A 16,259-nucleotide genomic window follows, 5' to 3' on the forward strand; every position below is an offset into this window, starting at 1 on the left:
AGGGAGGAATTAATTTTGAAAAAGAAAATGATGACGGTATTCACTATTGGAGTAATGAGTTTAAGTATATTAGGGGGGGCCTCTCCTTCTGAAACACAAAAAGGAAAGACAGATTACACGCAGCGCAGTAAAGAACAATTGAACAATGGTAAGATACATGCAGTGCATACAGAAGAAAAAGCAGAGAAACTAGGTATTGAAACGGAAGGAAAAGAACAAATTACACTAGAAAAAGAAATTCATGAAACAGAAGTAGGAAGGGAAGCAGAGCAGTTAGGCATATCGATTGAAGGAAAAGATGTTGGGATGCTGTCAGAAGAAATCTATGAAACAAAAGTAAAGCAAGAAGCGTTAAAGCTAGGTATATCTATAGAGAATACATCAATTGTAGATTTAATTACTCAAATTAATGCGATTAAAATTAAAGATGAAGCAGATAAATTAGGTATTTCGACAGATGGAAAAGAAATCGAAGACATCGCGGAAGAAATCTACGGAAAGAAAGTAAGAGAAGAAGCAGGAAAGTTAGATATTTCTCAAAAAGGAAAAGAAATTGAAGAGTTAGCACAAGAAGTGTACGAACAAAAAGTACAAGAAGAAGCAAAAAAACATCATATTGATTTGTATGGTAAAGATATATATCAAATATTAAGAGAAATTAATGAACAAAAGGTGCTACAAATGGCAGATGAGCTTAATATGGATAAAATGAATATGAATATTCAAGAGTTAGCGGAAAAGATAAAAAAAGATCAGCCTGAAAAAGGAAAAGAACTAAATTTTGTACCGATGGTACGAACGGATGCTGACGCATTTTATTCTTATTTAACGAATTAATAAGGGTGTGAAAGCGATAAGAAAATTGAAGTGGTATATATGTACAGCTTTACTAGGTGCAGCAATATGGAGTGTATATACAAATGGAATTCCAAAGTATGTAGAGAAGTTAACATTCTCAAATATACAAAGAGGAAAAGAAACGGAGTTTAGTAATAACGATGAAAAAGTCATCTTAGCAAATGTTCCCTTAATTCAGCAGTTACCAGAATTGGATAGAGGCTGTGAAGTGACGAGCTTAGCGATGATGTTACAATACGCTGGTGTTTCAGTGGATAAGATGACATTAGCAAATGAAATAAAAAAAGTTGATTTTATAGACGATGGTGTGCGCGGGAATCCGAATGAAGGATTTGTAGGTAATATTTATACATTTTCTGAATCGGGATATGGTGTATATCATGGGCCACTTTTTCAGTTAGCGGAAAAATATTTACCTAATAAAGCTGTAGACTTAACAGGGAAGAATATAGAAGAAATTTATAAGAGTATAAAAGCAGGGCAACCTGTAGTCATGATCACAAATGCAACATTTGCACCATTAGATGAAGCTGAATTTACTACATGGGAAACAAATAGTGGAGATGTTTCTATTACGTATAATGAACATTGTGTTGTACTTATTGGGTATGATCAGGAATCTGTATATATTCGAGATCCACTTGAGGATAGCTTAGATGTAAAAGTACCGAGAGAAACCTTTGAACAGGCATGGGTACAAATGGGAAGTCAGGCAATTAGTTATGTAAAGAGCGCTAAATAAATTAGGACGAAGAGTTTTAGTAATATGACTATAAGGCGAAGGGTAAAGATTTGAGGATTATAAGAGAAGTTTTATAGAGTAGAAGCTGTTAAGAAATAAGAGAACTTTAGCATATATAATGCTAAAGTTCTCTTATTTTTATGATTAAAATACGTATAAGGAGTGGATATGCAAAAATGCATAATTGACGAAAAAAATACATGTTATCATTATATATTGTTTTATATATATTAATTGTATAAAATGACACAAGTATCCACATTACATAAAGGAGGCTTATTATGCAAAAAATATTTAACTGGGTTAAATGTATGAGTATCAATAAAAAATTAATCATTTCATTTTTTATTATTTTAACTATACCAGGAATTATTATCGGTGGTGTTTCATATCAAACTGCCAAAACAAATTTTGAGCATCAAATGACAGATAAGGCAAAGGAGAATATTTCGATTTTAAATACTGTTATTTCTCAAAATATAGAAGAGAAATTTGTTGATGCGACGTACTTTGCAGACATCTTAACAGAGGATACATATCTAAATGGACAAGAAGAAATAGTAAGAACGAAGTTAGCACAATATATAAAGCTTCATCCAGAAGTAGAAGGTATTTATATTGGAACAGAGACGGGAAAGTTTATAAGAGAACCATTTATTCAAATGGCTGATGGGTATAATCCAACAGATAGATCTTGGTATAAAGAAGCACATGAAAATAAAGGGAAAGTAATTGTTACTGCGCCATATCAGTCAGCATCTACAAAAAATATGGTAGTGACGATTGCGAAAGAAGTAAAAGATGGTAAAGGTGTTATAGGAATTAATTTAAATTTAGAGTAACTACTCAGCTTCTTCAAATAAAAAAACAGGCCAAATACATGTTTCCGATTCGAAAACATGAAAAGAAAATACTCCAATCAGAGAAAGAATCTATGCCAAATAGAGAAATTCTCTTATGAAGTCGTGTTATTCCAAGGAACCGTTCTAGTTTCTATGACTTGGTTTATCGCTTGTAAGACCGATTGTTTTTGTTTTTTCATGGTACTCATAAAGCTTCGTATCTGACAAAAAGATTCTGCGCCTTTCTTACTTCGGAAAGTCCCAGACACTTTCTGTTTTACTTTCGTCATCCGAATATCCCGTTCTGCTTGATTGTTATCAAATGGAATGGCTGGATGTTCTAAAAACGCTAGAATTCTGTCAGAATACTTGACGAAGCGATTCCATAAATTTTGAGAAGGCGTCTGCTTTCCTTTCTTCTTTTGTTTCGTGGAAAGAATCTGTTGTTCTTTCAATATGGATTGATACATAATAAACAGATTCTTTTGCGTCGCTTTTGGCATGGTACCTTCGGATTGCTTTTTCATCGTCAACGCTTGCGTTAGAAATTTCTGCATCTGTTGTGCCCATTGTTCTCCAGTACTATCTATAATTCCTTGTAAATCTCGTAAGAGATGGGCATTACATAAAACGTGACGACAATCTGTATACGCATCATACGATTTCCAACCATCATGCATCGCAATTCCAGAAAAAGATGGCAAGATTTCTCCAGCATCCATTGCTTCTTTTCCACGTTTTTGATGAATATGTTGCAATGTCACCTCCGGTGTACTGGCAGTATGTAACCATTGTGTTTTGTTTTCTACACGCATACCAGTTTCATCAAAATGGACAACAGGAGACTGCAGAATCTTTTCCTTTACTTCTTTTATGAATGGCTGCAATTGAGAAGCGAAAGCCTGTGTATGATTTACCAGGGTTCCTTCGCTTATAGAATGTCCAAAACAATCCTGAAAGAATTCTTTTGTTCGCTTCAAAGAAATGCATTGATAATGCGTTAAATAGGGAATCAGTCTTTTTATATTTGGACCATATTGAACAGGACGAGATACTGTCGAAGGAAATTGGGCTTCTTGGATAGAATGGCAATGTGGGCATTCTTTCTGTTCTACTTTATGTTCTGTCACTTCGATCTGAATAGGTGGTAAGTCATACACTTGGCGAATGCGATACCCTTTTACAGGCTCGTGGTTCAAGGAAGTATGACAACAAGTACAATATGTAGGAGAATGTGTAATCGTATGATCTGGAGTCGCTGTCAAACCAAGAGTATGTCCCTTGTGGCCCAACTGGCCACCCGTTTGACGATGAGACGGTTTGCGCAAACTTTTTGTAACGGGCTTACCCAAACCATCTGTAGAAGGTGGCTTATGACTATTTTTGGAGTTTTTTTTTGAAGCATTTTCTAGTTCTTGTATACGTTTTTCTAACTTAGAAAATGTTTCTTCAAATAAAGAAATAACAGCTTCAGGTCCTTTTTTATATGTATCTAAAATAATTTTTCGATCGACCATAAGATTCACCTCCCCTGTTTGATATACTCAGTATTTACAAATGGGAGGCATATGAAACTAGTAAAATTTAAAAAAGACACCGAAAGGTGGCTGAGTAGTTACAATTTAGATAACATCTTAAAAATTTCCAAAATGATTAACATTGGTGAAAAAGGTTATGCAGTTATTTTAGATCAAAATAAGCAAATTGTTAGTCATCCATCTAGAAAACCAGGTGCAAAAGTTACTGATCCTTGGATTAAACCAATTTATGAAGATAAACAAGGAAATGTGTCTTATACAGAACAAGATGATAAAAAGAATTTAATCTTTGCAACAAATGAGAAAACGGGCTGGAAAGTAGTTGGTGTTATGTTCGATGAAGAAATTACCCAAGCTGCCAGTCCAGTGTTTTATAAGACTTTGATTGTCATTGCTATCGCTATTGCATTTGGTAGTATATTAATTTATTTCATTACAAAGTCTATTACAAGGCCATTACGAAAAATAGCTGAATCGGCATATAAAATTAGTAAGGGAGATTTAACAGAGAAAATTACAATCCATTCCAAGGATGACATAGGGAAATTAGGGAATTCATTTAATGAAATGTCTACGTCTTTACAAGATGTTATTACCCAAATTAGCTTTTCAGCAGAACATGTTGCAGCATCGGCAGAAGAGTTAACAGCGAGCGTACAGCAAGCAAATGATGCGACAGATCAAATTACAATTGCAATGGAACAAGTATCAGGTGGGGCCGAATCACAAAGTCAAGGTGTTGAAGAAGGTGCGGCTACATTGCAACAAGTAAATACAGCAATTCAAGATGTAACTGGAAGCGCAGAGTCAATTTCTATTTCCTCATTACATGCGCGAGAAAGAGCTGAAGAGGGAGAAGATTTAGTTGAACAAACCGCAAAACAAATGCAATCTATTTCTAGATCGGTATCCGAGTCAGATGCTATTATTAAACTTCTTGATGAGAAATCAAAGCAGGTAGGAGCTATTTCTGAAGCAATTCAAAACATCGCTACTCAAACGAACTTATTAGCTTTGAATGCGGCTATTGAAGCAGCAAGAGCAGGTGAACAGGGACGAGGATTTGCTATTGTAGCAGATGAGGTTAGAAAATTAGCAGAGCAATCAGGAGAGTCATCTGGAGAGATTGCAAATTTAATTGCAGAAATTAAGGCGGATATTGAACATACTGTTAAGGCGATGGATAATGTGAATGGAGAAGTTCAACAGGGCCTTGATGTTGTAACAAAAACGAAAGTAAGTTTTACGGAAATTTTAAGTTCTACTACACATATTGTTTCTCAAGTTAATCAAATGGTAGAAACAACGAAGAGAATTGCTGGGGATGCAAATGAAGTGACAAATGCTATTGATGAAATTGCAGCTGCTGCAGAAGAAAATACAGCTAGTATGCAAAGTGTTGCAGCTTCAACAGAAGAACAGGTTAATTCCATGGAGGAAATTAGTTCAGCTTCGCAAAACTTAGCTGAGATGGCAGAAGAACTACAAGCGATGACTAGTAAATTTAAAGTATAATAACAGCAGATAAGTAAGGTGAAAATAATATCACCTTACTTATTTTTCTATTCAGCAATTAGGGGAGTCATTAACGGGATGAAAAAAAGAAAAAGACTATGGAATTTATGGAAAACGATTACATTGTTAGTTTGTACAGTTGTAATTTTTTCTTTACTTGTGACAGATATATTAATTAGTCATAATGTAGAACGGACGACGGAGGATAGCCAAGCAGAGAAGGCAAAAACAATTGCACACATTGTGGCGAATGATTCGATTGTAATCGATGGTTTGGTTGGGAAAGCAGATACCTCTGCAATCCAAACGTATACAAATAGAATATTACAAAACACAGGTGTTCAGTTTATTGTAGTTATGGACATGAATGGAATAAGAAAGTCACATCCAAATCCTCAAAAAATAGGGCATCATTTTATTGGGGGAGATGAAGGGCCTGCATTGAAAGGAAAAGAACATGTATCGTTAGCAGAAGGAACTTTAGGTATTTCCATGCGAGTGTTTGTACCAATATTTTCTGAAACAGGTGAACAACTTGGAGCTGTGGCTGTTGGTATTTCAGCAGATAATGTAAAAGAGAGAGTTAAGGAAAGTAGACATATCATTTATATTGGTGTCGGAGTTGGTGTATTAGTCGGAATTATAGGAGCAATATTGCTAGCTAGACATATAAAGAAAAGTTTATTCGGTCTTGAGCCGCACAGGATAGCAAAAATTCTTGAAGAAAGAAATACGATGCTACAATCTGTAAAGGAAGGTATTATTGCTGTAGATAAAGAGGCTAGAGTAACATTAATTAATAATGAAGCGAAACGTCTATTTAAAAAAAGCGGACTTGAAGAAGATTTTATCGGTAAAGATGTTGAGTTGTATATGCCAAATTCACGTATAAAAGAAGTATTGCAAACGGGAGAAGTACAATTAAACGAAGAACAAAATATTTATGGAATTACGATTGTGACGAATCGAGTTCCTTTATATGTAAAAGGAGAAATAGTTGGTGCAATTGCAACATTTCGTGATAAAACAGAGATTAGAAAACTAGCAGAGGAACTAACTGGTATTAGACTATATGCAGAAGCATTACGGGCACAATCTCATGAGTTTATGAATAAGATGCATGTCGTATTAGGGCTTACACATATGAAGCAGTATGAAGAATTACAGAAGTATATAAGCGGCATGGTATCAGAGCATCAATATGAAATTGGTGGAGTTATGAAAAGAATAAAAAGTCCAGTATTTGCTGGTTTTTTACTAGGTAAGCTCAGCTATGCTAGAGAGAAAAATATAAAATTAATTATAAGTGAAGATTCTTATATGCCGGAAATAGATGATGAAAGTATTACTCATGAACTTATTACGATTGTCGGAAATTTAATTGATAATGCATTAGAGGCAGTTACGAATTGTGAAAAGAAGCGAGTTGAAGTTAAGATACAACATGGGGATATACTAACTATTACAGTACAAGATACGGGAAAAGGTATACAAGAAAAAGAAATAGAGCAATTATTTACGAAAGGTTATTCCACAAAGGGAGATAACCGCGGTTATGGTTTGTATCTTGTAAAAGAAAGTATACAGCGAATAAATGGGGAAATTCATATGCATTCATTAGTAGGTAAGGGAACAACGATAACAATTGAAATACCTAAAGGTAGGGATGAGAGGCAAATATGATTAAAGTTTTAATTGTAGAAGATGACCCGATGGTAGCAATGCTAAATACGCATTATTTAGAGCAAGTAGGAGGATTTGAACTTGTTCAAGCAGTTAACTCAGTAAAGTCGGCGATCGAAATATTAGAGAAATCACGAGTAGATTTAGTATTACTTGATATTTTTATGCCTGAAGAGACTGGTTTTGAGCTTTTAATGTATATCCGGAACCAAGAAAAAGAAATTGATATTATAATGATTTCAGCTGTACATGATATGGGAAGTATTAAAAAAGCATTACAATATGGTGTAGTAGATTATTTAATTAAACCATTTACATTTGAACGATTTAAAGAGGCATTAACTATATATCGAGAAAAACTTACTTTCATGAAAGAACAACAAAAAATTAGTCAATCGGAATTAGATTCGTTAATTTTACAAAAAGAAAAAAGGGAGCCTACTGTCACGAAAGAGCTTCCGAAAGGGTTAACGAAGCAAACGTTGCAATTAATTTGGCAGAAGATCGAGTCGTTGAATGGAAGAGTGTTTACAACAGATGAAATGGCACAATTAGTTGGAATTTCAAGAGTTTCTATTCGAAAATATGTAATGTTTTTGACTGACATTGGAGTGTTAGAAAACGAAATGATGTACCAACATGTGGGCAGACCTGTAAGTAAATTAAGATGTGTTGATCAAAAGAAAATAGAGTTTTACGTATAAGCGACTTAATATAAGTCGCTTATACTTTTTTTAATTACAAAATCAATTACAAAACTTACAAAAACTATTTTTACTATTGAAAGCGTTTTAATATTGTTATTAAGAAAACGAGGGGGTGCCATATGGGAATTCAAAAGAATGTGGAAGCGGTATCATTTTCTGAAGGAAATGAAGTACAAAGAGAATCTTTCGCTTCTAAAATTATGAATGTAAAAATCGGTGTTATACCTTTACCGTTATATGTAGTATTGGCTGCTATTATTTATGGGGCATCTGTATATAATAAATTGCCAGCAGATATGATTGGTGGATTTGCAGTTATTATGATCATGGGGATTTTCTTAGGCGATATTGGGATGAGAATTCCAATTTTAAAAAATATCGGCGGTCCAGCAATACTTTCGTTATTTATTCCATCATTACTTGTATTTTTTAACTGGATGAATCCAGCTTCAATGGAAGCTGCGACTATGTTAATGAAAAAATCGAACTTTTTATATTTATATATTTCTTGTTTAGTAGTCGGAAGTATTTTAGGAATGAACCGTAAAGTGTTAGTACAAGGTTTCGTTCGTATGTTTATTCCTTTAGTAGTAGGGACGTTAGCTTCTGTAGCAGTAGGGTTATTGGTCGGTTCATTATTTGGATTTGAAATGAAGCACACATTCTTCTTTATCATCGTACCAATTGTGAGTGGTGGTATCGGGGAAGGGATTTTACCATTGTCGCTAGCTTATAGTGATATTTTAAATGAATCATCAGCGACGTTTGTATCACAGCTTATTCCAGCAGCTATTATTGGAAATATGTTCGCAATTGTAAGTGCAGGGTATATGAAGCGTTTAGGTGAGAAGAAACCGGAGCTTAGTGGTAACGGTGTATTAGTGAAAACAGACAATCAAGCAGAATTATTAAAAGAACAAAATACAGAGAAGCCAATTGACTTCTCATTAATGGGAGCAGGTTTATTAATTGCGTGTACGTTCTTCATCTTTGGAGGATTTGCTTCTAAGTTCATCGGTATTCCTGGGGCAATCATTATGATTTTTTCAGCAGCACTTGTGAAATACTTTAAATTAATGCCAGCAAAAATGGAGCAAGGAGCATTCCATTTATATAAATTTATTTCGAAGAATTTAACTTGGCCTTTAATGGTTGGATTAGGATTGCTATATATTCCGTTAAAAGACGTAGCAGCAGTTCTTTCAGTAGGATATGTTGTTGTGTGCGCATCGGTTGTTCTTACAATGGTAGCATCAGGTTTTCTTGTAGGGAAAGTGATGAAGATGTATCCAGTTGAATCGGCGATTGTAACTGGATGTCATAGCGGTTTAGGCGGAACTGGAGATGTTGCTATTTTATCGGCTTCAAATCGTATGGAATTAATGCCGTTCGCGCAAATTTCAACTCGTTTAGGCGGGGCGGCAATGGTTGTAACGGCGACAATATTATTAAAAATGTTTTCATGATCAAACAAGCTAGCTATATTCATATAGCTAGCTTGTCAAATTAAGGGGAGATTATAAGTATGTTAGCAAATCAAATTAATGAAAGATCATTGTTATTGCATAAAGAATTAGTAGGGAAAATTGAAATTACAAGTAAAGTGGAGGTAAATTCAGCGGATGATTTAAGCCTGACGTATACACCAGGTGTAGCGGAGTCGTGTAAAGCAATTGCGGCAGATGAAGAAACAGTGTATGACTATACAGCACGTGGCAATATGGTGGCAGTTGTTTCAGATGGAACAGCGGTACTCGGTTTAGGAAACATTGGACCGAAAGCGGCTATGCCTGTTATGGAAGGAAAAAGTATTTTGTTTAAGAAGTTTGCGAATGTAGATGCTTTCCCATTATGTTTAGGCACAACGGATGTAGATGAAATCGTTACCCTTGTAAAAAATTTAGAGCCTACATTTGCAGGGATTAATTTAGAAGATATTGCAGCACCGCGTTGTTTTGAAATTGAAAAACGATTAAAAGAAGAAACGAATATTCCTGTATTCCATGATGATCAACATGGAACAGCTATTGTCGTTTTAGCAGCTGTTATTAATGCATTAAAAGTTGTTAGCAAACAAATGGATAATGTGAAAATCGTTATTAACGGTGCGGGTTCGGCAGGAATTGCAATTGGAAAATTATTATTAAAGGCTGGTGCAAAGCACATTACGTTAGTTAGCCTAGAAGGTATTGTTTGTGAAGGTGAAACATGGATGAACGAAGCACAAATTGAAGTTTCAAAAAAGACAAATCGTGAACATGTGCGTGGAACGTTAAAAGAAGCAATTCACCAAGCTGATATTTTTATTGGCGTATCTGCTCCTAACGTATTAACGAAAGAACTTGTACAGACGATGAATGAGAAAGCAATTGTGTTTGCAATGGCGAATCCAATTCCAGAAATCTTCCCTGAGGATGCATTAGAGGCTGGGGCAGCTGTAGTAGGAACTGGACGCTCGGATTATGCGAATCAAGTAAATAATGTATTGGCGTTTCCCGGAATATTCCGCGGTGCGTTAGATGTGCGCGCAACTGATATTACAGAAGAGATGAAATTAGCGGCAGCATATGGGATCGCTAACATCATTACTGATGAAGAACGTAATGCGAATTATGTAATCCCGAATCCATTAGATAAAAGAGTTGTTCCAAGTGTTGCAGAAGCAGTAGCGAAAGCAGCTATTGATTCAGGCGTGGCACAAATTACGAAAATACCACGTTATTAATAGCGAAAAGCAGTGCCTAAAAGGCACTGCTTTTTTGAGATAAGAAATCAAAATAATGAAGAAGTGTAGAATTATTTATGTTTCTTCACTATTTATTTAATTCCATTGCAACTTGTTTACCATTCACTAAAACCTCAGTTACTGCTACGATCACTTCTATCATTTTTTTCATCTCTCATCTCTCCTCGTTTCATTTCTTACTTTAAGTATAAGAGAAGAGAGATAATTCAACTATCGAAGTACATGACGTAGAAATTACATTGTTGTAAGAAAGTGGTTTATTTTTGTCACTTTACTCAGCAGTGATTACAAACTGATCATAATATTTTTCATTCACATATATATTTAATAACCATAATCCAGATGAAGGTAGTGACATAGTGAGAGGGAGTTCGTTTGTAGTAGAATCGATTGTATTTGAAGTAGTCCAAGTTTGTTTGGAAGTTTCTTTTTGAAAGAGTACTTGTGTCGGAGTTACAGATCCTTGTTTTAGCGCAATAATAGACAATTTTCCAGTTGGTATTTCAGAATCTAGAAAGTGCCACATTATTTCATTTTGTTCATTTGCGATAATAGGACTATCAGCCATTGCGACTTTACCTTCGATGCCTTTTAAAGGCATTTTTCCTTCTACGAAAGAAGGTGTTTCTTCCCAATTTACATCTTTTAAAACACTAAGGTGAAAGAAGGAAGGTGCGTTCACTTGAGTGGATGACGTTGCTATTACGTCTTTTTTTTGTTCTTTTGAATCCGGTTGCGTTTGTGTGCATCCAGTGATGAGGAAGGAGAGAAGTAGCATAGTTCCGATTTTTTTCATGGTGCCACACTCCTAGTTTTTATTGTTAGTGTAATTGTATTTGCTAGAAGGCGGGACAATTCCTTTAAAGTATAAAAAGAGGTCGTAAGTTTTGTACGACCTCTTTTGACATTTTTATCCCGTAAAAGCCCGATTGGTGTAGGTTAATAATTAGTGGGAGATAGTCCCCACTAATTAAAGTTTCATTTTATATTTGTTCCGTTGTATAGGTTGGTTCGGTTTCTTTTTGAGGCATCGTCAAAAAAATAACGGACAGAACGATACATACGCCGCCTAATAATTGATATGTTCCAAAAGATTCATTTAGCCAAGTGATTGAAACGATGGCAGCTACAAGGGGTTCAATGCTAGATAAAATGCTTGTTTCTGTTGCTGCTAAATATTTAAGACTACCGATATATAGAAGGAAAGAAAGGGTACCACTAATAATGATAAGAATAAGCATAGAAAAAGTTTTTAGTGTAAGGGTTTGTGAAAATTGATTCCACCCGAATGAACGATTATAAATAAGTAGTGCAATTCCTCCGATTAACATCCCCCAACCAATTACTACAGTTGTCCCGCATTCTTTAATGAGAGAAGCCGGATGAAGGGTATAAAATGCAAATCCGATTGCTGTTAATAGTCCAAAAATAATAGCTTCTTTGGATAAAACAATATTTTCAATTGAGCCATTTGTAATAATAAAGTATGTTCCTATTAGCGCGGCTATAATTGCGAATAGTTGCATGGAAGCAGGGAATTTTCTTTGTTCAAATGCAACATACATGGTAATAAGAACAGGACCTAGAAATTGAAATAGCGTTGCTGTGACTGCATTACTAATATGAACCGTTTCGATAAAGGCGTATTGCGCACCGAGCATGCCGAGAATAGAGAAAATAATAAGTTGTATAGAATATCTAGGGTGTTTCCAAATTTGAAATATGTTTTGTTTCTTTATAAGTAAGAAAGACAAAATAAATATTCCTGCAAGCAACAATCGAATTGTTAAAAAATCAATTGAGGATACATTAGTATGTTGAAATAGCCACTGAATCATTGGACCAGATAATCCCCATAATGTAGCCCCTGTAATAATCATAATGAGTCCGATACGTCTACCATTGTTCATTATCATGTTTCTCCTCTCCAGTATTTGATTTTTTATGTGTGACATGATAAAAGGAATTATATATAACTTCTGGTACTGTAAAAAGTATCAGATTTTAGTTTTATTAAGGGGTCAGATATTATGTTAGAATTAACGCCTAATTTAAATATGAATAGTAAAAAGGCATTGTATGTGCAATTGTATGAGTATATAAAAAAAGAAATTAAAGATGGATCGATTGTCCCTTTTACGAAATTACCGGCTAAGCGAAAGTTAGCGATACATTTACAAGTAAGTAAAAATACAGTAGAGGCAGCGTACGAACAATTACTTGCAGAAGGTTATATTGAGTCGATATCGAGAAAAGGTTATTTTGTATGCAAGATTGAGCAAATGGTTCATATAGAGGATAGCGGAGATAGAATAGAAGAAGTACCGTTTCAGGAGAAGAGTTATAAATTTGATTTTACACAAACAGGAATTGATACAAATGCTTTTCCATTCAATATGTATCGGAAAATTGTAAATGAAATATGGCAGCCGCATAATAACGAACTTCTCTTTCTAGGACACCCTCAAGGAGAAGCGAGCTTAAGAGAAGAGATTACGAATTATTTGTATGAATCTAGAGGTGTACGTTGTTCAGCTAGTCAAATTGTATTAGGAGCGGGAACACAAATATTAGTGAAACTATTGTTTCAATTGTTAAAGGGAAGCAATTATGCAGTTGAAAACCCAGGGTATCATAGAAAGATGGTTGTTTTTGAACAGGGAGAAGCAAGAGTCCAAATGTTATCTTTAGATAGAGATGGAATTTGTATTGCAGATTTAGAAAATAGCAATGCGAATGTTGTATTTGTTACACCTTCCCATCAGTTTCCGTATGGAATGATTATGCCTATTACGAGAAGGATGCAGCTTTTACAATGGGCCAAGAAAGAAGAGAGTAGGTATATTATTGAAGATGATTATGATAGTGAATTTCGCTATTCTGGAAAGCCTATACCGGCGCTGCAAGGGTTAGATACAGAGGGGAAAGTTATTTATATGGGGACGCTATCTAAAGCATTATTACCATCGCTACGGATGAGCTATATGGTGTTGCCGAAGAAATTAATTAAAAAGTATCAACAGCAATATTTATTTTATACACAAAGTGTTTCAAGAATGGACCAAGAAGTGATTAGAAGATTTTTAAATGAAGGCTATTGGGAAAAACATATTCATAAAATGCGTGTCGTCTACCGAAAGAAGAGAGATCGACTTGTTTTTGAAATAGAGAAGTATTTCTCTAATCGTGTTGAAGTGATAGGAGAAGATTCAGGATTACACATTTTATTAAAAGTGCATAATGGAATGCGGGAAGAAGAATTAATTCAAGAAGCTGCGAAACATAGTATCAAAATATATCCTGTGTCTACGTACTATAAAGACGATACTGCACCTGAAAATGTAGTTTTACTTGGGTTTGCGATATTATCAGAGGAAGAAATTGCGAAAGCGATTCAATTATTACACACGGCATGGTTTACAATAAAGTAAAAAACATCCTCCAAACATGAGGATGTTTTTTATTATTTATTTTCATCTAAGAATAAGACCATATGCTCTTCGTCCCAATATTGTCCGTTATATTTTAATGAACGTTCTTGTACACCGAATGTTTTAAAACCTAATGATTCATAAAGTTTTTTCGCTCCATCGTTGCCAACAACAACATCAAGCATAACTTGTTCTACTTCTAAAGATTTAGCAAGCTCAAGACATTCTTTAATAAGTGCTTTTCCTGCTCCAAGTCCGCGCGCTTTTGGAGATACATATACAGAACCGATTTTAGCTTTATGTTCTTGTTTTACATATGGTTTCGTTTCCAGTGTTGCAACCCCGATTAATTTTCCATCTTTAAATGCACCTAGCGTATAGTTTTCATCTTGTGCTAATTTTTGTGCTTTATATTCAATCGCACACTCTTTATTAATAATATCTTCATAAGAAGAGCTGAATGCTTCAGGGTTTTGCTTTAATCCTTCTACGCGAAGTTCTAAGTAAATTTCTGCTTCGTCTTTTGTTAATACATGGATATCCAATTATATCACCCTCCAAATCTTTGCAAATGTACCTTTATTTTATATTGAAATAAGAATAATTTCAAAAGCTTAGCTTATATGAGCTGTTTTTATGAACAAAATAACACCAGTAGTGTTTACTACTACTGGTGTTTTCACACGCATATTATTCAAAAGGTAGCTCGATTATAAAGTTTGTTCCCGCTCCTAATTGGCTTGTTACTAGAATAGAACCGTTATGCAATTCTACAATTTCTTTTGCAACAGCTAGCCCGATGCCTTTTCCACCTGTAGCTCGTGTTCTGGATTTATCAACACGATAAAAACGGTCAAAAATATGCGGGATATCTTCTTCAGGAATACCTTCACCTTCATCTTGTACACTTATTGTAAAAGAATCTGTTTCCATGAGTACACGTATCGTAATGGATGTGTTTTCTGGCGAATGTTGATAAGCGTTGTGTAATAAATTTAACATAACTTGTTCCATACGTCTTTCGTCTATGCAAACTTCTAAATCATCTTTGCAATATACATGAAGTTGCATTTGCTTATTTGTTAATGTTGTTTTTGTTTTTTCTACCATTCGTTCTAAAAATGGCTGAAGAAGCACTTTTTGTTTTTTTATAACAAATTGGTGTTGTTCTAATTGTACAAGCATAAATAAATCTTGGACGAGATCGGTTACACTATCCGTTTCATCCTCAATGATTTGTAAGTATTCTTCTCGCTCCTCTTTTGTTAAAGAGTCTCTCTTTGCTACCTTCGCATAACCTTTCATATAGGTCAATGGAGTTAATAGTTCATGAGCGACACTAGCGAGAAATTCATTGCGCTCTTTTTTCATATACGTAAGTTCACTCGATAAATCTTCAATTGTTTTTGCTAAACTTCCGAGTTCATCATTTCGTTTAATACCTAATTGAATTGGCTTGTTTAATTTTGACATTTTTTCTGTCGCTCTCTTCATTTTTACAAGTGGTTCTGTAATAACGCGTGAAAAAACAAAGACAGAAATTGTTGTTAAAATAATTGTTAAAACGCTAATGATAAGAAATTGGTTCATGAGTTTAAGTAACATATTTTCTAGGAAAGATGTTTTTAATAACATATATAGCTTTCCTTGAAACTTTGTTGTGTTAAGTGGGCTTACTGTTGTGATGAACTTTGATTTTTTCCAGTTCCTTTCAACGACCAATCCGCCGTCTGGGACAGTTTCTGTTTTACAAGTAAGTTGTTTTTGCATATCTTTTGTTACGGGTTCTGAGGTGGAAATAATTTTGCCGTTATGGTCAGTAATAATGATAGCTATATCGGAGTTAGAAATTGATTCCGATTCAACTAAGTGTGCAGCCTCATTCGTAATATCGAACTCAGGGTACACAGGACGTTTAGGATTTTTATTATGTTCAGCGTGTTTCATTTCTTTATAATATTCATCCCGTCTCTCGCGGCTTTTAATTTTTTTACTATAGCGATTACCTTTCTCTAAAAGAGCATCAGTTTCCTCTACAATACGCATTTTTGAAAGGCTTTTATAAAAAGATACGAAAGCAATTGTTTCAATACATAAAGCTAATATTAAAAAGTATGTCCCAATTTTAAGGGAAAGTTTACTCATTTTTTCACCATACCTTATTCATAATAAAGAGTCAGTGGTATACGATTTCCCA

At 34.6% G+C, this 16,259-nt stretch carries 12 protein-coding genes and 2 pseudogenes; 9 read left to right on the plus strand and 5 right to left on the minus strand.

The genetic code is table 11. From position 1 onward, the window contains the following. Window positions 1-15: 15 nt before the first annotated feature. The 3 genes and pseudogenes from MHH55_RS24265 to MHH55_RS24275 all read left to right on the plus strand — a co-directional run. Complete coding sequence (locus tag MHH55_RS24265) at window positions 16-837, plus strand: hypothetical protein (RefSeq protein WP_000728585.1); 822 nt, start codon at window positions 16-18, stop codon at window positions 835-837. 7 nt (window positions 838-844) lie between these two features. Beyond that, window positions 845-1,600, plus strand: coding sequence for a C39 family peptidase (locus MHH55_RS24270; RefSeq protein WP_033689701.1), 756 nt, complete (start codon window positions 845-847; stop codon window positions 1,598-1,600). A 281-nt stretch (window positions 1,601-1,881) separates the two neighbouring features. Beyond that, window positions 1,882-2,439, plus strand: a pseudogene (locus MHH55_RS24275) (PDC sensor domain-containing protein); the annotation flags it as partial. A gap of 116 nt (window positions 2,440-2,555) precedes the next feature. On the opposite strand, the gene tnpC reads toward MHH55_RS24275, so the two are convergent. Further along, window positions 2,556-3,959 carry an IS66 family transposase gene (gene tnpC, locus MHH55_RS24280; RefSeq protein WP_100910632.1) on the minus strand — a complete coding sequence of 468 codons (1,404 nt, stop codon included), beginning with the start codon at window positions 3,957-3,959 and terminating at the stop codon, window positions 2,556-2,558. 102 nt (window positions 3,960-4,061) lie between these two features. Between tnpC and MHH55_RS24285 the strand changes: the two are divergent. The 5 genes and pseudogenes from MHH55_RS24285 to MHH55_RS24305 all read left to right on the plus strand — a co-directional run. Beyond that, window positions 4,062-5,495, plus strand: a pseudogene (locus MHH55_RS24285) (methyl-accepting chemotaxis protein); the annotation flags it as partial. 78 nt (window positions 5,496-5,573) lie between these two features. Continuing rightward, window positions 5,574-7,178: a sensor histidine kinase gene (locus tag MHH55_RS24290; RefSeq protein ID WP_000746421.1), complete on the plus strand. Its 1,605-nt coding sequence runs from the start codon at window positions 5,574-5,576 to the stop codon at window positions 7,176-7,178. Continuing rightward, entirely contained in the window at window positions 7,175-7,882 is a 708-nt protein-coding gene (locus MHH55_RS24295) for a response regulator (RefSeq protein WP_000598666.1), read from the plus strand. Before MHH55_RS24290 ends, MHH55_RS24295 begins: the two co-directional genes overlap by 4 nt. Window positions 7,883-8,004: 122 nt before the next feature. Continuing rightward, window positions 8,005-9,351, plus strand: a complete 1,347-nt coding sequence (locus tag MHH55_RS24300; protein WP_000512722.1) for a 2-hydroxycarboxylate transporter family protein — start codon at window positions 8,005-8,007, stop codon at window positions 9,349-9,351. 59 nt (window positions 9,352-9,410) lie between these two features. Beyond that, complete coding sequence (locus tag MHH55_RS24305; protein ID WP_000880780.1) at window positions 9,411-10,610, plus strand: NAD(P)-dependent malic enzyme; 1,200 nt, start codon at window positions 9,411-9,413, stop codon at window positions 10,608-10,610. Window positions 10,611-10,902: 292 nt separating this feature from the next. Here the strand turns inward: MHH55_RS24305 and MHH55_RS24310 are convergent, their stop codons facing one another. Both MHH55_RS24310 and MHH55_RS24315 read right to left on the minus strand, forming a co-directional pair. Further along, a complete protein-coding gene (locus tag MHH55_RS24310) occupies window positions 10,903-11,427 on the minus strand; it encodes a DUF4871 domain-containing protein (protein ID WP_000719692.1) in 525 nt (174 codons plus the stop codon). Window positions 11,428-11,614: 187 nt separating this feature from the next. Next, window positions 11,615-12,541, minus strand: a complete 927-nt coding sequence (locus tag MHH55_RS24315) for a DMT family transporter (protein WP_001059054.1) — start codon at window positions 12,539-12,541, stop codon at window positions 11,615-11,617. A 120-nt stretch (window positions 12,542-12,661) separates the two neighbouring features. Between MHH55_RS24315 and pdxR the strand changes: the two genes are divergently transcribed. Continuing rightward, complete coding sequence (gene pdxR / locus MHH55_RS24320; RefSeq protein ID WP_000891876.1) at window positions 12,662-14,062, plus strand: MocR-like pyridoxine biosynthesis transcription factor PdxR; 1,401 nt, start codon at window positions 12,662-12,664, stop codon at window positions 14,060-14,062. A 32-nt stretch (window positions 14,063-14,094) separates the two neighbouring features. Here the strand turns inward: pdxR and MHH55_RS24325 are convergent, their stop codons facing one another. Together MHH55_RS24325 and MHH55_RS24330 are read right to left on the minus strand one after the other, a co-directional pair. Then, the gene (locus MHH55_RS24325) at window positions 14,095-14,607 is read right to left on the minus strand and encodes a GNAT family N-acetyltransferase (RefSeq protein ID WP_000351212.1); all 513 of its coding nucleotides are present in this window, start codon (window positions 14,605-14,607) and stop codon (window positions 14,095-14,097) included. 145 nt (window positions 14,608-14,752) lie between these two features. Further along, on the minus strand, window positions 14,753-16,207 hold the full coding sequence (locus MHH55_RS24330) for a HAMP domain-containing sensor histidine kinase (RefSeq protein WP_000041024.1): 1,455 nt from the start codon (window positions 16,205-16,207) through the stop codon (window positions 14,753-14,755). Between the last annotated feature and the right edge of the window lie 52 nt (window positions 16,208-16,259).

Origin of the sequence: Bacillus sp. FSL K6-2944, assembly GCF_038005385.1 — a bacterium.
Taxonomy (GTDB): Bacteria; Bacillota; Bacilli; order Bacillales; family Bacillaceae_G; genus Bacillus_A; species Bacillus_A cereus.